Genomic DNA, 21018 nt, shown 5'->3' with positions numbered 1-21018 from the left:
GGCCGAAAACTGAGCCCGCCGGGCCATGGAATGCGGGCCCGAACGGGCATATGCTGACGCTTGAAAGGCGGCAGAATGGCTGGGAACATGCCCGCTATGGCAAACGAGGTACAGGTCGAGCAACTCTGGATCCCGGATTCGCTGGACGGACCGGATGCGGCGGACTTCCTTGCCGCCGTCGAAGTGGGCCGTAAGGTCCGGATGCAGACCTGGGGCAGCGACGACCTCGCCTACGCCCCGCTCGAGAAGCTGCTCGAAATGGCCGACCCCTATGAACGTCAGGTGATCCTGGTGGCCAGGGTCGACGGCGAGATCGTGGGGACCGTGGACATCGCGCTGCCGCTCTCGGACAACCTGGACCTCGCCGAATTCACCCTGGACATCCTGCCCGAGTTCCAAGGCCGGGGCGTCGGCCGGCGGCTGCTGGAGGCGGCGGAGCGCTTCGCCCGGGACGAGGGCCGCCACACCATCCTGATCGACACAAACCATCCCGGTGCCACGCTGGCGGACAGCAAGGCAGGGCAGCTGATCCCCGGCTCCGGCCTCGGGTTCGTTCCGCTGAACAGCCGGGAGGTGGAGTTCGCCCAGCACACCGGCTACACCTTGCAGCACATCGAACAGTTCAGCTCCTGCGCCCTGCCCCTGGACAGCAAGCTCGTCGCCGACCTGCAGGCGGAAGCGGAGGAGGCCAACGCTGGGCGGTACCGGCTGCACCACTGGACGGACCGCTGCCCCGAGCAGTGGCTTGAGGCCGTGGCGGCACTGGAGAACCAGGCCGGGGAAGACGGGATCCCCGGGACTGAAAACGCGGACCTGGTGTTCGACGGCGGGATCCTCCGCGAGGCGGAAGACGTCGCCATCGCGCAGGGCCGCCGGACCGTGGTCACCGCCGTCGAACACATCGCCAGCGGGGCACTGGTGGGGCTGACGACTATCAGTGTCCTGGCGCTGCGCCCCGACGTCGTCTTCCAGGACGACACCGTCGTCCTGCGGGAGCACCGCGGCAATAAGCTGGGGCTGCTGATCAAGGTGGTCAACATGGAACGGCTCACCGAGCAGTTCCCGGACGCTCGGGTCCTTTACACCTGGAACGCCCCGGAAAACCGGTATCTCCTCACCGTGAACAAACAGCTCGGCTTCACTACGGCCGGCGTGACAGGAATCTGGCAGAAGGAACTGCCCGACTTCGGACCCAGCGTCAGCTGAGCCGATTTGGAACGCGCGGGCCTCGTCCCGTAAGCTGGGAAGACCAAAGACCGTCGGTTGTTGGAAATCCACTCTCCCAAGCAAGGCTCACTTCTGCAGCCGCGCCGGGGAGGCGCAGTGAATCTCCAGACGAAGGACCCTGAACATAGGGCGGCCGGCGCAGGTGAACGAAGCAAAGCTCCGCAGTCATTGACCGCGTCGAGACAAGCCCCGTGCATCTGCGCGGGGCGTTTTTAGTTTTTAGCTCATCCGAGCGGGGACCCGGACATACCGGCACTATCCCCGGAAGGAGGGTTATGGCAACGCCTACCAAGGTTTCAGCAGTAGCTGAGATCACTAACGATTTCAAGGAATCGAACGCCGCTGTCCTGACCGAATACCGTGGGCTCACCGTTGCACAGCTCAAGCAGCTGCGTGTTTCTCTCGGCCAGGACACCAAGTTCGCGGTCGTCAAGAACACCCTGACCGCCATTGCAGCCAAGGAAGCCGGCGTCGAAGCATTCGACGGCCAGCTTGCCGGCCCCACTGCAATCGCGTTCATCAAGGGTGACGCAGTTGCAGCTGCCAAGAGCCTGACGGATTTTGCCAAGGCCAACAAGCAGCTGGTCATCAAGACCGGTTACTTCGAGGGCAAGGCACTGAACGCCAGCGAAGTTGCTGCCCTGGCAGCACTCGAGTCCCGCGAGCTGCAGCTCGCCAAGGTTGCAGGCATCCTCAAGGCTCCTGCTGCCGCTGCTGCACGCATCATCGACGCCCTGCGCCTGAAGCTTGAAGAAGAGAACGGTGCACCGGCAGCTGCCGAAGCGCCCGCCGCTGAAGAAGCCCCGGCCGCAGAAGCAGCAGAGACCGAAGCTCCGGCCGAAGCCGCAGCCACCGAAGAGAACTAACTCTCTCTTTCAAACCAGACTCCGGTGCGAAGGCAACGGCCCCGGCCGCCAAGCACCACCTATAGGAAGGACGCCACACCATGGCGAAGCTCAGCAACGAAGAGCTCATTGAAGCTTTCAAGGAACTGACCATCATCGAGCTCTCCGAGTTCGTCAAGCTCTTCGAAGAGACCTTCGAAGTTACCGCTGCCGCTGTTGCAGTTGCCGGCCCCGCCGGTGGCGCTGCTGAAGAGGTTGAAGAGAAGACTGACTTCGACGTCATCCTCGAGGCTGCTGGCGAAAAGAAGATCGCAGTGATCAAGGAAGTTCGCGCCATCACCTCCCTCGGCCTCAAGGAAGCCAAGGACCTGGTTGACAGCGCACCGAAGGCCGTCCTCGAAGGCGCCACCAAGGAAGCTGCCGAGAAGGCAAAGGAGCAGCTCGAGGCTGCCGGCGCCACCGTTACCCTCAAGTAACACGCGCAGCTCCGGAAGGCTCGCAGCCTTCCAGCTCCGGGAAACCCCGTCCACTTCGGTGGGCGGGGTTTCCTGCATTCCGGCGCCGACGCAGGCACGTGAACGTTGAGTAAATGATTGCGGGCTCTCCTTTTCAGGACGGGGCGTGACCCCTAGACTTTGGCTTTGTGCCGACCGGCCGCCAAACCCTGAGGAGCTCACACAATGACAGATCCGAACCCGTCGTTCTCCCGCCGCGCCATGCTGGCGGCGGCCTTCGTCGGCGGCAGCGCCGCCGCCGCAGCGCTCTCCGGCGCACCCGCAGCCCAGGCTGCGCCCGGCAACGCGAAAAAGCAGTTCAACCTGACCGTGCTCGGCACCACCGACCTGCACAACAACGTCTTCAACTGGGACTACTTCAAGGATGTCCCCTACGCGGACAGCGCGGGCAACCGGATCGGCATCGCGCAGGCGTCAAGCCTGATCAAGGCCGTCCGGGCCGAGCGCGGCGCCGCCAACACGCTCACCATCGACTCGGGCGACACCATCCAGGGCACACCGCTGGCCTACTACTTCGCCAAGGTCAACCCCATCTCCGACACCGTCAAGCACCCCATGGCGCTGGCCATGAACGCCGTCGGCTACGACGCCGTCGCGCTCGGCAACCACGAATTCAACTACGGCATCCCGATGCTGCGGACCTGGGAGAAGCAGCTGGACTTCCCGCTGCTCGGCGCCAACGTGCACGACGCCGTCACCGGCCAGCGCGCCTTCACCCCGTACGTCCTGAAGCGGGTCAAGACCGAGAACGGCTGGCTGACCGTCGGCCTCGTCGGTTTCGTGACACCCGGCTGCGCCCTCTGGGACCGCGACAATGTCCAGGGCAAGCTCGACTTCAACGGCATTGTGGAGGAGGCCAAGACGGTCATCCCGCAGATGAAGGCTGCCGGAGCCGACGTCATCATCGTCTCCAGCCACTCGGGCGCGACGCCGGGCTCCTCCTACGGCGACGCGCTGCCGTTCGCTGAGAACGCGTCCACCCAGCTCGCCGAGGAAGTCCCGGGGATCGACGCGATCCTGGTCGGGCACGCGCACCTGGAGATCCCGGAGCGGTTTGTCACCAACAAGGAAACGAAACGGCCGGTGCTCCTGACCGAACCGCTGAAGTGGGGCATGCGTGTTGCGGTCATCGACCTGCAGCTCAGCAAGGACGAGGGCCGGTGGACCGTCACCTCGGCGCACTCCCACCTCCTGAACGCCAACACCGCCGATCCGGACCCCGCCGTCGTCAGCGCCGTGCAGGCCGGCCACGAGGCGACGGTGAAGTACGTGAACCAGGTGATCGGCACCTCTACCGCGCCGCTGACCACAGCGACGGCCTGCTGGAGCGACTCGGCCGCGATCGACGCGATCAACTACGTCCAGGCCAGCACCATCAAGGCGGAGCTGGCCAACGGCCCGGCCGCCGGGCTGCCGGTGCTTTCCATCGCCGCGGCCTTCTCCCGCTCCGTGGACGTCAAGGCCGGTCCGCTGACCATCCGCGACGTGGCCGGGCTGTACATCTTCGACAACACCCTGCTGTCCATCAAGGTCACAGGGGCCCAGGTCAAGGCCTACCTCAAGTGGTCGGCGCAGTACTTCAAGCCGGTGGCCACGACGACGGCCCGGGCCCAGGAAGTCACGAATGCCGCCACCGCCATGGCGCCGAACGGCACCCCGGACTACAACTACGACGTCGTCTACGGCCTGGATGCGCCGCTGAACTACGAGATCGACCTGGCCCGGCCGGTGGGGGACCGGATCATGAACCTGAGCTACGGCGGCTCGCCCGTGAGGGCGGACCAGGAATTCGCGATGGCAATCAACAACTACCGCCAGAGCGGCGGCGGGAACTTCCCGGCCGTGAAGACGGCGCCGGTACTCTCGAACAGCCAGCAGGAAATCCGCCAGCGCATCATCGACTATGTTGTGGCGCGCGGCACCCTCGACGCCGCCGTGTTCAGCCAGAGCAACTGGCGGCTCACGGTCAACGGTGAACCCCTGACGGTCACCGCCTGAACACCTGGCCGACCCTTCCGCCGAAAACAGCGTTGGTTTAAACCCGGGTGTCTTAGGTGCCCTGCACCGGATCGGTGATATCCGCGACGACGGCCCCGAGGGCCGCAGTGAGCGCATCGGCGTCGACGAAGGCGCTGTACCCGTGTTCACCGGCCCCCATCGAGATCCGACGGCCGGTGATGGTGCTGTCGGCGTAGACCGGCCAGGCGGAGGTGCTCCCGAGCGGGGTGATGGTGCCGCGCTCGTAGCCGGTTGCCGCCAGCGCGACATCGGCGCTGGGCAACGAGAGCTTGTTGACGCCGACCAGCTGGCGGAGCTTGGGCCAGCTGATCTGCCGGTCGCCGGGAACCAGGGCGAACAGGAAGCTGCCGTCCTTGTGCTTGACCACCAGGGACTTGACGATGTCGGCCGGGCGGATGCCGAGGATCGCTGCGGCCTCCTCGAGGCTGTGCGCGGCGAGGCGTTCCACCAGCTCCACCTCAAGGCCGCGCGCGGCGGCGTCGGCCAGGAACCGCTTCCTGCCGTCGCTGCCGCCCCGCTCCCGGCCGGACGTCAGCCCGGCCGGTCGCGCTGCCGGATCGGTCATCAGTCGCGGTACAGCAGCAGGGCCTCCCCCTGGCCGCCTCCGCCGCAGAGCGACACGGCGGCCTTGCCGGCACCACGGCGTTTGAGCTCGTGGGCCGCATGCAGGGCCAGCCGTGCTCCGGAGGCGCCGATCGGGTGGCCCAGCGCGATGGCACCGCCGTGGATATTGCACTGCTCCAGCGGGTAGTCCAGGTCCTTGAGGGACTGCACGGCCACCGAGCCGAAGGCCTCGTTGATCTCGATGAAATCCAGGTCCGCGGCGGTCCAGCCGGCCTTGTCCAGCGCGCTCTTGATCGCGTTGGAGGGCTGGGAGTGCAGCGAGTTGTCCGGTCCGGCCACCTGCCCGGGCTTGCCGACCACGGCCAGGTATTCCAGGCCGTGCTCCTCGGCGAACTTCCGCGAGGTGAGGACCAGGGCGGCGGCGCCGTCCGAGAGCGGGGAAGAGTTGCCGGCGGTGATGGTGCCGTCCGTGGCGAAGGCCGCGCGCAGGCCGGCCAGGGAGGAGACGGAGGTATCCGGCCGGACACCTTCGTCGGTGCCGACCTGGATCGGGTCGCCCTTGCGCTGCTTGACGCTGATCGGCGCGATTTCGCCGTCGAAGACCCCGTCCTTGGCGGCGCGGGCGGCGCGCTGGTGCGAGGCCGCCGCCACTTCGTCCTGGGAGGTCCGGTCGATGCCGAGCGTGACGTTCTTGCTCTCGGTGGACAGGCCCATCGACTGTCCGTCGAAGGCATCGGTGAGGCCGTCGTGGGCGGCGGCGTCAAGCGCCTGGACCGAGCCGTAGGTCCAGCCCTGCCGGGAGCCGGGGAGCAGGTGCGGGGCCCGGCTCATGGATTCCTGGCCGCCGGCGACGACGACGGTGGCGTCGCCGCTGCGGATCATCCGGGCCGCGTCGATCACGGCGGTGAGGCCGGAGAGGCAGACCTTGTTGATGGTGACCGTGGGGACGTTCCAGCCGATGCCGGCGCCGATGGCGCTCTGGCGGGCCGGGTTCTGGCCCGCCCCGGCCTGCAGGACCTGGCCCATGATGACCGAGTCGACCTGGTCCGGCTTCACTCCGCTGGCGGCCAGCGCCGCACGGATCGCGTGGGCGCCGAGCTCGACGGCGGTGAAGCCGGCCAGCTGCCCGTTAAGCCGGCCCTGCGGGGTGCGGGCAGCGGCGAGGATGACAACATCATTGTTGTCCGCGGAGTTGTTCATGGTTATCTCTTCCGATCTCTAATGATGTACTCCAAGGTTATCGTGAGCCCCATCACGGAGCCATTCGGCCGAACCGGCGGGGAGCGGGGGCCGTGCTTGCAATCACGGCGCAAGTGGGGTAGACAAGTAGGTTGCTTTGCCGTATCGTAGATATTTGCGTCTTCCCTGTTTACCTTCAGCCTTCATATAGCGGTGGGCTTAGCCTGACAGCTGCTCCATCAATGTGCCGTCTACAACGTGCACCAGCATGGTCAGCCAGGTCCCGGGTCATATAGCGGAACCGGACTGGTAGCACTGCGAAGTCACTTCGCAGGGTGCATAACGGGGGAGATCTGAAAACGCCTGAAGGTCTGTGGAAGGATCCCTCTTGGTCGCCTCGAGCACCTCTAATGTAAACAACGCTACCGCTATCAATGCCGACAGCACCGACGGTGCAACCCGCCGGCTCTCCTTCGCAAAGATTCACGAACCGCTTGACGTTCCGAATCTGCTTGCCCTGCAAACCGACAGCTTCGACTGGCTGGTCGGAAACGAACGCTGGCAGGCACGCGTCGCGAAGGCCGTCGAAGAAGGCGACCTCAGTGTCGCCACCACGTCGGGCCTGTCTGACATCTTCGAAGAGATCTCCCCGATCGAAGACTTCCAGGGCACCATGTCCCTGAGCTTCTCCGAGCCGGAGTTCGCTGATCCGAAGTACACCATGGCCGAGTGCAAGGACCGGGACGCTACGTACTCCGCTCCGCTGTACGTCAAGGCCGAATTCATGAACAACAACACGGGCGAAATCAAGCAGCAGACCGTGTTCATGGGTGACTTCCCGCTGATGACCGAGAAGGGCACCTTCGTCGTTAACGGCACCGAGCGTGTCGTCGTGTCCCAGCTGGTCCGTTCCCCGGGCGCCTACTTCGAGCGCACCGCGGACAAGACCAGCGACAAGGACATCTTCACTGCGAAGATCATCCCGTCCCGTGGCGCCTGGTTCGAACTCGAAATCGACAAGCGCGACCAGGTCGGCGTTCGCCTCGACCGCAAGCGCAAGCAGTCCGTCACCGTGCTGCTGAAGGCCCTCGGCTGGACCGAAGGCCAGATCCTCGAAGAGTTCGGCCAGTACGACTCCATGCGCGCGACGCTGGAGAAGGACGCCACCGAAACCCGCGAAGACGCCTTGCTGGACATCTACCGGAAGCTGCGACCGGGCGAGCCGCCCACCGTCGAGGCTGCCCAGTCCCTGCTGGACAACCTGTACTTCAACTCCAAGCGCTACGATCTGGCCAAGGTCGGCCGCTACAAGATCAACCGCAAGCTCGGCATCGACCGCTCCCTTGGCGACAAGGAAGCATCCGTGCTGCACGTTGAAGACATCGTTGCCATGATCAAGTTCCTGGTAGCCCTGCACGCCGGTGAGAAGACCCTCATGGGCAAGCGCGACGGCCAGGACCACGAGCTGCGCGTCGAGATCGACGACATCGACCACTTCGGCAACCGCCGTATCCGCGCCGTCGGCGAGCTCATCGAGAACCAGGTCCGCACGGGCCTGTCCCGTATGGAGCGCGTTGTCCGCGAGCGTATGACGACCCAGGACGTCGAGGCCATCACGCCGCAGACCCTGATCAACATCCGCCCCGTCGTGGCAGCCATCAAGGAGTTCTTCGGAACGTCCCAGCTGTCCCAGTTCATGGACCAGAACAACCCGCTCTCGGGCCTGACCCACAAGCGCCGCCTGTCCGCGCTGGGCCCGGGCGGTCTGTCCCGTGACCGCGCCGGCATGGAAGTCCGTGACGTGCACCCGTCCCACTACGGACGTATGTGCCCGATTGAAACTCCTGAAGGCCCGAACATCGGCCTGATCGGTTCGCTGGCTTCCTACGGACGCATCAACCCGTTCGGTTTCATCGAGACCCCGTACCGCCTTGTGTCCGAGGGTGTCGTTTCCGATGAGGTCCAGTACCTCACCGCCGACGACGAGGCCGAGGTCCTGATCGCACAGGCCAATGCCCCGCTCGACGAGAACAAGCGTTTCGCCGAAGAGACCGTGCTGGTCCGTGCCCGTGGTGGTGGAGGCGAGCCCGTGCTGGTTCCCGCCGCCGACGTCGAGTTCATGGACGTTTCCCCGCGCCAGATGGTGTCCGTGGCTACCGCCCTGATCCCGTTCCTCGAGCACGACGACGCCAACCGTGCACTCATGGGTGCCAACATGCAGCGCCAGGCCGTGCCGCTGGTCCGCTCCGAGGCGCCGTTCGTCGGTACCGGCATGGAGCGCGCCGCCGCCGTCGACGCCGGTGACGTTGTCATCGCGAAGAAGGCCGGTGTGGTCACCGAGGTTTCCGCCGAGCTCGTCATCATGCTCAACGACGACGGCACGGAAACCAACTACCGGATCAACAAGTTCGCACGCTCCAACCAGGGCAACTGCTACAACCACCGCGTCCTGGTGAACGAAGGCCAGCGCCTGGAAGTCGGCGGCATCATCGCTGACGGCCCGGCAACGGACCAGGGCGAACTCGCCCTCGGTAAGAACCTGCTTGTGGCATTCATGTCATGGGAAGGCCACAACTTCGAGGATGCCATCATCCTGTCCCAGCGGATCGTGGCCGAGGACGTCCTGTCCTCGATCCACATCGAGGAGCACGAGATCGATGCCCGCGACACCAAGCTTGGTGCCGAGGAAATCACCCGTGACATCCCGAACGTGTCCGAGGAAGTCCTGGCAGGCCTGGACGAGCGCGGCATCATCCACATCGGTGCCGAGGTTGAAGCCGGCGACATCCTGGTCGGCAAGGTCACTCCCAAGGGCGAGACCGAACTGACCCCGGAAGAGCGCCTGCTGCGCGCCATCTTCGGTGAGAAGTCCCGCGAAGTGCGCGACACCTCCCTGAAGGTGCCGCACGGCGAGTCCGGCACCGTGATCGGTGTCCGCGTCTTCGACCGCGACAACGACGACGAGCTGCCCCCGGGCGTCAACCAGCTGGTCCGCGTCTACGTGGCCGCCAAGCGCAAGATCACCGACGGCGACAAGCTCGCCGGCCGTCACGGCAACAAGGGTGTTATCTCCAAGATCCTTCCGATCGAGGACATGCCCTTCCTTGCCGACGGCACCCCCGTTGATATCGTCCTGAACCCGCTGGGTGTTCCGGGCCGTATGAACGTCGGCCAGGTGCTCGAAACGCACCTCGGCTGGGTTGCCAAGACCGGCTGGAAGATCGAGGGCGAGCCCGAGTGGGTCAAGCAGCTGCCGAACCTGCCGCGCGAGAGTGGGCAGACCACTGTCGCAACGCCGGTCTTCGACGGTGCGCGTGAAGAGGAAATCACGGGCCTGCTGGACTCCACCAACGTCACCCGCGACGGCGACCGCCTGATCAACTCTTCGGGCAAGACCCGCCTGTTTGACGGCCGCTCGGGCGAGCCGTTCCCGGATCCGATCTCGGTCGGCTACATGTACATCCTGAAGCTCCACCACCTGGTGGACGACAAGATCCACGCGCGCTCCACCGGCCCGTACTCCATGATCACGCAGCAGCCGCTGGGTGGTAAGGCACAGTTCGGCGGCCAGCGCTTCGGCGAAATGGAAGTGTGGGCGCTCGAAGCCTATGGCGCCGCCTACACGCTCCAGGAGCTCCTCACGATCAAGTCGGATGACATCCACGGTCGTGTGAAGGTCTACGAAGCCATCGTCAAGGGCGAGAACATCCCGGAGCCGGGCGTTCCTGAGTCCTTCAAGGTCTTGATCAAGGAAATGCAGTCGCTGTGCCTGAACGTGGAAGTACTTTCCACGGACGGAACCACAATTGAAATGCGTGACTCTGATGACGCAGTCTTCACGGCTGCGGAAGAACTGGGCATCGATCTGTCTCGTGCAGAGCCCAGTTCCGTAGAAGAGGTCTAGCAGGCGGGTTCGACGGCGGGCCACCACCCGCCGTCGAACACCACCTCCCTCTTCCCGTAACCCAAGACTTCAGAATTTAGAGAACAAGAGAGAACAGGGACCATATGTCCAGCGAATCCTCCTTCGGCCTCATGCAGATCGGCCTCGCCACCGCGGAAGACATCCGTGGCTGGTCTTACGGCGAGGTTAAGAAGCCGGAAACCATCAACTACCGCACGCTCAAGCCCGAGAAGGACGGCCTCTTCTGCGAGAAGATCTTCGGCCCGTCCCGCGACTGGGAATGCTACTGCGGCAAGTACAAGCGCGTGCGCTTCAAGGGCATCATCTGCGAGCGGTGTGGCGTTGAGGTCACCCGCGCCAAGGTCCGCCGTGAGCGCATGGGCCACATCGAGCTGGCCGCCCCGGTCACGCACATCTGGTACTTCAAGGGTGTTCCGTCCCGCCTGGGCTACCTCCTTGACCTGGCACCGAAGGACCTCGAAAAGGTCATCTACTTCGCCGCCTACATGATCACCAGCGTCGACGCCGATGCCCGCCACGAGGAACTGCCCAACCTGCAGGTTGAGCACGACATCGAGAAGAAGCAGCTGATCGACAACCGCGACTCCGACATCGCCACGATTGCCCGTGACCTCGAGAACGAGATCGCGCGCCTCGAGGGCGAAGGGGCCAAGGCTGCCGACAAGAAGAAGGCCCGCGACTCCGCCGACCGCCAGATGGCCAACGTCCGCAAGCGCGCGGACGCTGAGATCGAGCGCCTCGAGCAGGTCTGGGACCGCTTCAAGAACCTCAAGGTCGCCGACCTCGAGGGCGACGAGGGCCTGTACCGCGAGCTGCGTGACCGCTACGGCATGTACTTCGAAGGCTCCATGGGTGCCGAGGCCATCAAGAAGCGTCTTGAGGGCTTTGACATGCAGGCCGAGTCGGACCTGCTGCGCGACATCATCGCCAACGGCAAGGGCCAGCGCAAGACCCGCGCCCTGAAGCGGCTCAAGGTGGTCAACGCGTTCCTGACGACCAACAACAGCCCGCTCGGCATGGTGCTGGACGCCGTCCCGGTGATCCCGCCGGAACTGCGCCCGATGGTCCAGCTGGACGGTGGCCGCTTCGCGACCTCCGACCTCAACGACCTGTACCGCCGCGTGATCAACCGCAACAACCGCCTCAAGCGCCTGCTTGACCTCGGTGCCCCGGAGATCATTGTCAACAACGAGAAGCGCATGCTTCAGGAAGCCGTTGACAGCCTGTTCGACAACGGCCGCCGCGGCCGTCCGGTCACCGGACCGGGCAACCGCCCGCTGAAGTCCCTGAGCGACATGCTCAAGGGCAAGCAGGGTCGTTTCCGCCAGAACCTTCTGGGTAAGCGCGTTGACTACTCCGGCCGTTCGGTCATCGTCGTCGGCCCGCAGCTGAAGCTGCACCAGTGCGGTCTGCCGAAGCAGATGGCCCTGGAGCTCTTCAAGCCGTTCGTGATGAAGCGCCTGGTTGACCTCAACCACGCACAGAACATCAAGTCGGCCAAGCGCATGGTCGAGCGTTACCGCCCGCAGGTCTGGGACGTGCTCGAAGAGATCATCACTGAGCACCCCGTGCTGCTGAACCGTGCACCTACCCTGCACCGTCTCGGCATCCAGGCGTTCGAACCGCAGCTGGTCGAAGGCAAGGCAATCCAGCTTCACCCGCTGGTTTGTGGCGCCTTCAACGCTGACTTCGACGGCGACCAGATGGCAGTGCACCTGCCGCTGAGCCCCGAAGCCCAGGCCGAGGCCCGGATCCTGATGCTGTCCTCGAACAACATCCTGAAGCCGTCCGACGGCCGCCCGGTGACGCTGCCTTCGCAGGATATGATCATCGGCCTCTACCACCTGACCACCAAGCGTGTCGGTTCAGCTGGCGAAGGCCGGATCTTCTCCTCCGTTTCGGAAGCCATCATGGCGTTCGACCTGCACGAGCTGCACCTGAACTCCAAGGTCAAGATCCGGCTCGAGGACTTCGTCCCCTACGCCGGCTGGGAAGCGCCCGAGGGCTGGGAGCCGGGTCAGACCGCACTGGTCGAGACCTCCCTGGGCCAGGTCATCTTCAACCAGACGCTGCCTGCGGACTACCCGTGGGTCGAGGCTGTTGCCGACAAGGGCGAGCTGTCCCGGATCGTCAACGACCTCGCCGAGCGCTACCCGAAGGTCGTCACGGCGGCAACGCTGGACAACCTGAAGGATGCCGGTTTCTACTGGGCAACCCGCTCGGGCGTCACGGTCGCCATCTCGGACATCGAGGTGCCCACGGACAAGCCGCAGATCCTCGCCGGTTACGAGACCATGGCCGCGAAGATCCAGGGCCAGTACGACAAGGGCCTGATCGACGACGACGAGCGTCGCCAGGAACTGATCGAGATCTGGAACAAGGCAACCAACGAGATCGCCCAGGCGATGCGTGACAGCCTGTCGCCGATGAACACCATCAACCGCATGGTGTCCTCCGGTGCCCGTGGTAACTGGATGCAGGTCCGCCAGATCGCGGGTATCCGTGGCCTGGTGGCCAACCCGAAGGGCGAGATCATCCCGCGCCCGATCAAGTCCTCCTACCGCGAGGGCCTGTCGGTGCTGGAATACTTCATCGCCACGCACGGTGCCCGTAAGGGTCTGGCCGATACCGCCCTGCGTACCGCCAACTCGGGTTACCTGACCCGTCGTCTGGTGGACGTCTCGCAGGACGTCATCGTCCGTGAAGAGGACTGCGGCACCGAACGCGGCCTCGTCACCCCGATCGCTGTGGCTGACGCCAACGGCGAGCTGGTCCTGGACGAGAACGTCGAGAACAGCGCCTACGCCCGCACCCTGGCCGTGGACGTCGTCGACGCCAAGGGCAAGGTCCTGGCAGCGGCCGGCACTGACTGCGGCGACGTCGTCATTGCCGAGCTGTTCGCGGCCGGCATCACCGAGGTCAAGGTCCGCTCCGTACTCACCTGTGAGTCCAGCGTCGGCACCTGCGCCCTGTGCTACGGCCGTTCGCTGGCCACCGGCAAGACGGTGGACATCGGCGAGGCCGTCGGCATCATCGCCGCACAGTCCATCGGTGAGCCCGGTACCCAGCTGACCATGCGTACCTTCCACACCGGTGGTGCTGTCTCCGCCGGTGGTGGCGACGACATCACCCAGGGTCTGCCCCGTATCCAGGAGCTTTTCGAAGCCCGTACTCCGAAGGGTGTCGCGCCGATTGCGGAAGCAGCCGGCCGCATCGCCATCGAAGAGTCCGAGCGCCAGATGCGCCTGGTCATCACCCCGGATGACGGATCCGAAGAGATCGCCTACCCGGTGCTGCGCCGCTCACGTCTTCTCATCGAAGACGGCGAGCACGTCAGCGTCGGACAGAAGCTCATCAACGGTCCGGTCGACCCCAAGCAGGTGCTGCGCATCATGGGCCCCCGTGCCGCGCAGAAGTTCCTGGTGGACGAAGTCCAGGGCGTCTACCGCAGCCAGGGCATCGGTATCCACGACAAGCACGTCGAGGTTATCGTCCGCCAGATGCTGCGCCGCGTCACGGTCATCGAGTCCGGTGAATCGGATCTGCTGCCCGGCGAGCTCGCCGAGCGCAGCCGCTTCGAGGACGCCAACCGCCGCGTTGTATCCGAGGGCAAGACGCCGGCCTCCGGCCGTCCCGAGCTCATGGGTATCACCAAGGCATCCTTGGCGACCGAGTCCTGGCTGTCCGCGGCTTCCTTCCAGGAGACCACCCGCGTCCTGACGCAGGCGGCCATGGAAGGCAAGAGCGACCCGCTGCTGGGCCTCAAGGAGAACGTCATCATCGGTAAGCTCATCCCGGCCGGCACGGGTCTCCCGCGCTACACCGAGGTCACGGTGGAACCGACTGAAGAAGCGAAGGCCAACCTGTTCACCGGCCCGAGCGCGTTCAGCGACTTCTCCTACGATTCACTGGGCGGCGACGGAGCTCCTGAGTTCCACGCCATCCCGCTGGATGACTACGACCTGGGCAGCGACTTCCGCTAACGGATAGCCTTTCCCAAGGATGGTCCCGCACCGCAAGGTGCGGGACCATCCCCGTTTAACAGGGGGCGTCTCAAAGGGCGCGGAGGGCCGCAGTTTCTCCCGCCGATTAAGGGCTGGGAGCCGTCCGTGTTAGACTGGAGACTAATTGTTATTGTGGCAGTGGATGAGTGCGCCGGTTGCAGCCGAGAGGCTGGACTAGGACGACGTTTCCGGTTTGCAGGGTTCTTGTGCAACGTATGCCACATTTTCGCATGCCTAGGGGCCGTTCAGGATGGAAGTCCGGAGCCCCGGTGTGCGGTCCGACTATTAAGGCTTCGCCTCAGCTGCTCTGGAGAGAACTTCAAAGCTCGAGCGGCGAGGCGCAGCGACAAGAGAGCGGCTGCCAACGGCCGCTCCGGATAAAACGGAGAACACGAGAGTGCCTACGATTAACCAGCTGGTCCGCAAGGGCCGCACGCCTAAGGTCAAGAAGACCAAGGCTCCCGCGCTTAACGGCAGCCCGATGCGCCGCGGTGTTTGCACCCGCGTGTACACCACGACCCCGAAGAAGCCGAACTCGGCTCTGCGTAAGGTTGCACGTGTGCGCCTCAACGGCGGCGTTGAAGTTACCGCCTACATCCCCGGTGTTGGCCACAACCTGCAGGAGCACTCCATTGTGCTCGTCCGTGGCGGCCGTGTTAAGGACCTCCCGGGTGTCCGTTACAAGATCGTCCGTGGCGCCCTCGATACCCAGGGTGTGAAGAACCGTAAGCAGGCACGCAGCCGCTACGGCGCAAAGATGGAGAAGAAGTAATATGCCTCGCAAGGGTCCGGCCCCCAAGCGGCCGCTAGTACTAGATCCCGTTTACGGCTCCCCGCTGGTCACGCAGCTGATCAACAAGGTGCTGGTTGACGGCAAGAAGTCCACCGCAGAGCGCATCGTCTACGGTGCACTCGAAGGCGCACGCGCCAAGTCCGGCGGCGACCCGGTTGCAGCCCTCAAGAAGGCCATGGACAACGTCAAGCCTTCCCTCGAGGTCCGCTCCCGCCGCGTCGGTGGCGCCACCTACCAGGTTCCCGTCGAGGTCAAGCCGGGCCGTTCCACGGCCCTCGCCCTCCGCTGGCTGGTCGGCTACTCCAAGGCCCGCCGCGAAAAGACGATGACCGAGCGCCTCCAGAACGAAATCCTGGATGCCTCGAACGGTCTCGGAGCCGCTGTGAAGCGTCGCGAAGACACCCACAAGATGGCCGAGTCCAACAAGGCCTTCGCACACTACCGCTGGTAATACTTCCCGGACGCCGCCGGCTCAACCGAGTCGGCGGCGAACGTGCAGTCCATCCGAAAGGGAGACACCGTGGCACAGGACGTGCTTACCGACCTTAGCAAGGTCCGCAATATCGGCATCATGGCCCACATTGATGCCGGCAAGACCACCACTACCGAGCGCATCCTGTTCTACACGGGTGTGAACCACAAGATCGGCGAAACGCACGACGGCGCGTCGACCACCGACTGGATGGAACAGGAAAAGGAACGCGGCATCACCATCACGTCTGCCGCCGTGACCTGCTTCTGGGAAAACAACCAGATCAACATCATTGACACCCCCGGCCACGTGGACTTCACGGTTGAGGTCGAGCGTTCTCTGCGCGTCCTCGACGGTGCAGTCGCCGTGTTCGACGGCAAGGAAGGCGTGGAGCCGCAGTCTGAGACTGTTTGGCGCCAGGCCGACAAGTACAACGTGCCGCGCATCTGCTTCGTCAACAAGATGGACAAGCTCGGCGCTGACTTCTACTTCACCGTCGACACCATCGTCAGCCGCCTCGGTGCCAAGCCGCTCGTCATGCAGCTGCCGATCGGCGCCGAGAACGACTTCATCGGCGTCGTCGACCTGCTCTACATGCGTGCACTGGTCTGGCCCGGCGACTCCAAGGGTGACGTCACCATGGGTGCCAAGTACGAGATCCAGGAGATCCCGGCTGACCTCAAGGAAAAGGCCGAAGAGTACCGCGCAACGCTCGTTGAGACTGTTGCAGAGTCCTCCGAAGAGCTCATGGAGAAGTACCTCGAGGGCGAAGAGATTTCGATCGACGAGCTCAAGGCCGGCATCCGCAAGATGACGATCAACTCCGAGCTCTACCCGGTGTTCTGTGGCTCCGCGTTCAAGAACCGCGGCGTCCAGCCGATGCTCGACGCCGTCGTGGACTACCTGCCGAACCCGCTCGACGTCCCCCCGATGATCGGTCACGATCCTCGCGACGAAGAGAAGGAACTGACCCGTAAGCCTTCCGCTGACGAGCCGTTCTCCGCACTGGCGTTCAAGATTGCCGCGCACCCCTTCTTCGGCCAGCTCACCTTCATCCGCGTGTACTCCGGTCACGTGGAAGCAGGCGCACAGGTGGTCAACTCCACCAAGGGCAAGAAGGAACGCATCGGCAAGCTGTTCCAGATGCACGCCAACAAGGAAATGCCGGTCGACGGCGCTACCGCGGGCCACATCTACGCAGCGATCGGTCTGAAGGACACCACCACGGGCGACACCCTGTGCGATTCGTCCAACCAGATCGTCCTCGAGTCCATGAGCTTCCCGGAGCCCGTGATCTCGGTTGCGATCGAGCCGAACACCAAGGGTGACCAGGAGAAGCTCTCCACGGCCATCCAGAAGCTCTCCGCTGAGGACCCGACCTTCCAGGTCTCCCTCAACGAAGACACCGGCCAGACCATCATCGCCGGCATGGGCGAGCTCCACCTGGACATCCTGGTGGACCGCATGCGCCGCGAATTCAAGGTCGAGGCAAACGTGGGCAAGCCCCAGGTTGCCTACCGCGAAACCATCAAGCGTGCTGTAGAGCGTCACGACTACACGCACAAGAAGCAGACCGGTGGTTCGGGCCAGTTCGCCAAGATCCAGATCGCCATCGAGCCGCTGGACACGTCCGAGGGCGAGATGTACCAGTTCGAGAACAAGGTCACCGGTGGCCGCGTTCCGCGCGAATACATCCCGTCTGTTGACGCCGGTATCCAGGATGCGCTGAACGACGGCGTCCTGGCTGGTTACCCGGTTGTCGGCATCAAGGCAACGCTGATTGACGGCGCGTACCACGATGTTGACTCCTCGGAAATGGCGTTCAAGATCGCCGGCCGTATGGCTTTCAAGGAAGCCGCACGCAAGGCGAACCCTGTCCTGCTTGAACCGCTGATGGATGTCGAGGTCCGCACCCCTGAGGAATACATGGGTGAAGTTATCGGTGACCTCAACTCCCGCCGTGGCCAGATGCAGTCGATGGAAGATGCCCAGGGCGTCAAGGTCATCCGCGCGCACGTTCCGCTGTCCGGCATGTTCGGCTACATCGGTGACCTGCGTTCGAAGACCCAGGGCCGCGCTGTGTACTCCATGACGTTCAACAGCTACGCGGAGGTCCCGAAGGCAGTCGCCGACGAGATCATCCAGAAGAGCCGCGGCGAGTAGTCCTCCGGGACGACACGCAGCAGCGACAAAAACTCGGGTGCGTTTCCTCAACAGGGGATTCACCTGGTGCTGGCGGCCGGTTCCCGGTCGGATGCAATCCGGTCAGGCCGGGGCATCGGCCGCCAGCACGAACAGGCACTAGGCACTAGTATTAGTTCCTGAATCTGCAATTTCACCAATCCAAAGCCCCCCAAGTAGACTTGCTGGAGTTTCGGCCGCGACAAGCGCGGACGAAGGGTAAGTCATTTGAAAACGTTCTAGGAGGAACCTGTGGCAAAGGCAAAGTTCGAGCGGACTAAGCCGCACGTTAACATCGGTACCATTGGTCACGTTGACCACGGTAAGACGACGCTGACGGCCGCCATTTCCAAGGTGCTGTACGACAAGTACCCGACTCTCAACGAGAAGCGTGACTTCGCGTCGATTGACTCTGCTCCCGAAGAGCGTCAGCGCGGCATTACCATCAACATCTCCCACGTTGAGTACCAGACCGAAAAGCGCCACTACGCACACGTAGACGCCCCCGGTCACGCTGACTACATCAAGAACATGATCACCGGTGCTGCTCAGATGGACGGCGCAATCCTCGTGGTTGCCGCTACTGACGGCCCGATGGCTCAGACCCGTGAGCACGTTCTGCTCGCCCGCCAGGTTGGCGTTCCCTACCTGCTGGTCGCGCTGAACAAGGCTGACATGGTTGAGGACGAGGAACTCCTCGACCTCGTCGAAATGGAAGTTCGCGAACTGCTCAGCTCGCAGGGCTTCGATGGCGACAACGCCCCGGTCATCCGCGTTTCGGGCCTGAAGGCCCTGGAAGGCGACCCGGAGTGGGTCAAGTCCATCGAGGACCTCATGGAAGCCGTCGACGAGTCCGTTCCGGACCCCGTACGTGACCGTGACAAGCCCTTCCTGATGCCGATCGAAGACGTCTTCACGATCACCGGCCGTGGCACCGTTGTTACGGGCCGCGCCGAGCGTGGAACCCTCGCCATCAACTCCGAGGTCGAGATCGTCGGCATCCGCCCGGTCCAGAAGACCACGGTTACCGGTATCGAGATGTTCCACAAGCAGCTCGACGAAGCATGGGCCGGCGAGAACTGTGGCCTGCTGCTTCGCGGTCTGAAGCGCGACGATGTCGAGCGTGGCCAGGTTGTCGTCAAGCCGGGTTCCATCACCCCGCACACCGACTTCGAGGCCAACGTCTACATCCTCTCCAAGGACGAAGGCGGACGTCACAACCCGTTCTACTCCAACTACCGCCCGCAGTTCTACTTCCGCACCACGGACGTAACCGGCGTTATCACCCTGCCGGAAGGCACGGAAATGGTTATGCCCGGCGACAACACTGAGATGACCGTTGCGCTCATCCAGCCGATCGCTATGGAAGAGGGCCTCGGCTTCGCAATCCGCGAAGGCGGCCGCACCGTTGGTTCGGGACGCGTCACCAAGATCATCAAGTAACTACTTGCCGATCCGAGCTTGATACCGACCGGCCACGCCGTCTGACGGCCGCCGGAAGGTAGGAACAGCCCCGCTGCACTGCAGCGGGGCTGTTCTGTTTAACTCCCTGCTACGGTTGCCGAAGAGGAGTTGGAGGGACAGAAGGGAGTCCGACATGGAGTGGATCATTTTCCTCGCGGTGGTCGTTGCCGTCGCCGCGGGAGGCCTGTGGGCCAAGAAATACTTCCGGCACGAAATCGAGCGCGCCAAGCGCATCGACCGCGCCAACAAGAACCGGTAGAGCCGGGGGCCGGTACCTGCTTAGGGCCGCCTGGCCCGGCTGAGCGCCTGGTACCAGTAGAACGACTCCTTGGGGGTCCGCTCCTGGGTCTCGAAATCGACATGGACCAGGCCGAAGCGCTGGGAGTAGCCGGCCGCCCATTCGAAGTTGTCCATCAGGGTCCAGACGTAGTAGCCGAGGAGTTCGACGTCGTCGGCAATGCCGCCTGGGGCGGTCGCGGCCAGGGCATGGCCCAGATGGTCGGCGAGGTAGTTGATCCGGCCCGTGTCCGGAATCGGCCCGTCCACATGGTCCGGTTCGGGGAAGCTGGCACCGCTCTCCGTGATGTAGAGCGGGGGCAGCGCTGCGCCGTAGCGGTCCTTCATCTCCCGCAGCAGCGGCCCCAGGTGATCGGGCGCGACCGGCCAGCCAAAGCCGGTGGTCCCGTACTCCGGGAAGGCCGCCATATGGAACGGCAGGCGCATCATCGCCTCCGCCGGGCCCACCGGGCTGTCCGCGGGCCCGCGGCCGGTGGCGACCTTCACCGGGTAGTAGTAGTTCAGCCCGTAGAAGTCCAGCGGCTGGTGGATGTCGCGCAGGTCCGCGTCCGGGATTTTGCCGAGGGACCGGAACCACGGGCGGGCCAGCAGCGGCGGCTTCGGGTAGCTCCCGAGCAGGATCGGGTCGGCGTAAATACGGTTCAGCGCCAGATCGAACACCTTGGCCAGCAGCCGGTCCGTGGGTGCTCCCGAGGCGGGGCGGACGGGGGAGTGCAGGTTGGTGACGCCGACGGCGCCGCTGACCCCGGCGGCACGCAGCGCCTGCACGGCCAGTCCGTGGGCGAGGAGCTGGTGGTGCACCGAGGGAAGAGCATCGAAGAGCAGGTCATGCCCGGGGGCGTGCACGCCCAGGGCGTAGCCGTTCAGGGTGACGGAGGCGGGCTCGTTCAGCGTCACCCACTGCGTCACCCGGTCGCCGAAGCGGGCGCCGGCGGCGGCGGCGTACTCGGCGAAACGCTCCGCCGTCGTGCGGTTCATCCAGCCGCCCCGGTGTTCGAGCGGAAGCGGTGTGTCCCAGTGGTACAACGTGGCCATCGGGGAGATCCCCGCCTCCAGGAGCCGGTCGATCAGCCGGTCGTAAAAATCGAGGCCCTCGGCATTAAGCGGGCCCGTACCGTCGGGCTGGATCCGCGGCCAGGAGATGGAGAAGCGGTAGGAATCGATGCCGAGGTCGCGCATGAGCCGGACGTCTTCGTCCGAGCGGTTGTAGTGGTCGCAGGCGACGGCGGGGGAGTGGCCGTCCTGGATGCTGCCGGGCTTTTCGGAAAAGGCGTCCCAGCCTGAGGGCCCGCGGCCGCCGGCCGACAGGGCGCCCTCGATTTGGAAGGCGGCCGAGGCCACCCCGAGCATAAAGCCGGGCCGCAGCCGGGCGGCGAGGTCCTGGATTGCTGGGGAATCCTGCACGGTCATGCCCCCTATCTTCGTATCGACCGTTGCTGAAGGCAATGACCGGGGGCTGCCCCGGGTGCCCGGCCAGCATCCGGGAGGGTGCCGGCAGCCGCTGATTCGCTTCTGCCGATTAATTCCGGCATA

At 64.4% G+C, this 21018-nt stretch carries 14 protein-coding genes; 11 read left to right on the top strand and 3 right to left on the bottom strand.

Going from position 1 to position 21018, the window contains the following annotated elements; translation table 11 throughout:
- Nucleotides 1–96: 96 nt before the first annotated feature.
- From FFF93_RS12965 to FFF93_RS12950, 4 genes are all read left to right on the top strand, one after another.
- Nucleotides 97–1206 (top strand): GNAT family N-acetyltransferase, encoded by a 1110-nt coding sequence (locus FFF93_RS12965; RefSeq protein ID WP_138768558.1) that lies wholly within the window; start codon nucleotides 97–99, stop codon nucleotides 1204–1206.
- Nucleotides 1207–1502: 296 nt separating this feature from the next.
- A complete protein-coding gene (gene rplJ, locus FFF93_RS12960) occupies nucleotides 1503–2093 on the top strand; it encodes a 50S ribosomal protein L10 (RefSeq protein WP_138768559.1) in 591 nt (196 codons plus the stop codon).
- Nucleotides 2094–2173: 80 nt separating this feature from the next.
- The gene (gene rplL / locus FFF93_RS12955) at nucleotides 2174–2548 is read left to right on the top strand and encodes a 50S ribosomal protein L7/L12 (RefSeq protein ID WP_138768560.1); all 375 of its coding nucleotides are present in this window, start codon (nucleotides 2174–2176) and stop codon (nucleotides 2546–2548) included.
- 204 nt (nucleotides 2549–2752) lie between these two features.
- Entirely contained in the window at nucleotides 2753–4585 is a 1833-nt protein-coding gene (locus tag FFF93_RS12950; RefSeq protein ID WP_138768561.1) for a bifunctional UDP-sugar hydrolase/5'-nucleotidase, read from the top strand.
- A 52-nt stretch (nucleotides 4586–4637) separates the two neighbouring features.
- Here FFF93_RS12950 and FFF93_RS12945 read toward each other — a convergent pair whose 3' ends face one another.
- Both FFF93_RS12945 and FFF93_RS12940 read right to left on the bottom strand, forming a co-directional pair.
- Nucleotides 4638–5171 (bottom strand): aminoacyl-tRNA deacylase, encoded by a 534-nt coding sequence (locus tag FFF93_RS12945; protein ID WP_138768562.1) that lies wholly within the window; start codon nucleotides 5169–5171, stop codon nucleotides 4638–4640.
- Nucleotides 5171–6370, bottom strand: a complete 1200-nt coding sequence (locus FFF93_RS12940) for an acetyl-CoA C-acetyltransferase (protein WP_138768563.1) — start codon at nucleotides 6368–6370, stop codon at nucleotides 5171–5173. Before FFF93_RS12940 ends, FFF93_RS12945 begins: the two co-directional genes overlap by 1 nt.
- A gap of 367 nt (nucleotides 6371–6737) precedes the next feature.
- On the opposite strand from FFF93_RS12940, the gene rpoB reads away from it, so the two are divergent.
- The 7 genes from rpoB to FFF93_RS17155 all read left to right on the top strand — a co-directional run bounded on the left by rpoB (nucleotide 6738) and on the right by FFF93_RS17155 (nucleotide 19447).
- Nucleotides 6738–10253: a DNA-directed RNA polymerase subunit beta gene (gene rpoB / locus FFF93_RS12935; RefSeq protein WP_138768564.1), complete on the top strand. Its 3516-nt coding sequence runs from the start codon at nucleotides 6738–6740 to the stop codon at nucleotides 10251–10253.
- Between the two features lie 104 nt (nucleotides 10254–10357).
- On the top strand, nucleotides 10358–14257 hold the full coding sequence (locus tag FFF93_RS12930) for a DNA-directed RNA polymerase subunit beta' (protein WP_138768565.1): 3900 nt from the start codon (nucleotides 10358–10360) through the stop codon (nucleotides 14255–14257).
- Between the two features lie 418 nt (nucleotides 14258–14675).
- Nucleotides 14676–15050 (top strand): 30S ribosomal protein S12, encoded by a 375-nt coding sequence (gene rpsL / locus FFF93_RS12925; protein WP_011692814.1) that lies wholly within the window; start codon nucleotides 14676–14678, stop codon nucleotides 15048–15050.
- A gap of 1 nt (nucleotide 15051) precedes the next feature.
- Complete coding sequence (gene rpsG, locus FFF93_RS12920; protein WP_026531948.1) at nucleotides 15052–15522, top strand: 30S ribosomal protein S7; 471 nt, start codon at nucleotides 15052–15054, stop codon at nucleotides 15520–15522.
- 69 nt (nucleotides 15523–15591) lie between these two features.
- Nucleotides 15592–17706 (top strand): elongation factor G, encoded by a 2115-nt coding sequence (gene fusA / locus FFF93_RS12915; protein ID WP_138768566.1) that lies wholly within the window; start codon nucleotides 15592–15594, stop codon nucleotides 17704–17706.
- A gap of 270 nt (nucleotides 17707–17976) precedes the next feature.
- Nucleotides 17977–19167, top strand: a complete 1191-nt coding sequence (gene tuf, locus FFF93_RS12910) for an elongation factor Tu (protein WP_138768567.1) — start codon at nucleotides 17977–17979, stop codon at nucleotides 19165–19167.
- 154 nt (nucleotides 19168–19321) lie between these two features.
- Nucleotides 19322–19447 (top strand): hypothetical protein, encoded by a 126-nt coding sequence (locus FFF93_RS17155; RefSeq protein WP_261375126.1) that lies wholly within the window; start codon nucleotides 19322–19324, stop codon nucleotides 19445–19447.
- 20 nt (nucleotides 19448–19467) lie between these two features.
- Here the strand turns inward: FFF93_RS17155 and FFF93_RS12905 are convergent, their stop codons facing one another.
- Complete coding sequence (locus FFF93_RS12905; RefSeq protein ID WP_138768568.1) at nucleotides 19468–20895, bottom strand: GH1 family beta-glucosidase; 1428 nt, start codon at nucleotides 20893–20895, stop codon at nucleotides 19468–19470.
- Nucleotides 20896–21018: the final 123 nt, after the last annotated feature.

Origin of the sequence: Arthrobacter sp. KBS0702, from assembly GCF_005937985.2 — a bacterium.
Lineage (GTDB): Bacteria > Actinomycetota > Actinomycetes > Actinomycetales > Micrococcaceae > Arthrobacter.
This window is presented reverse-complemented; position numbering and strand designations above follow the sequence as displayed.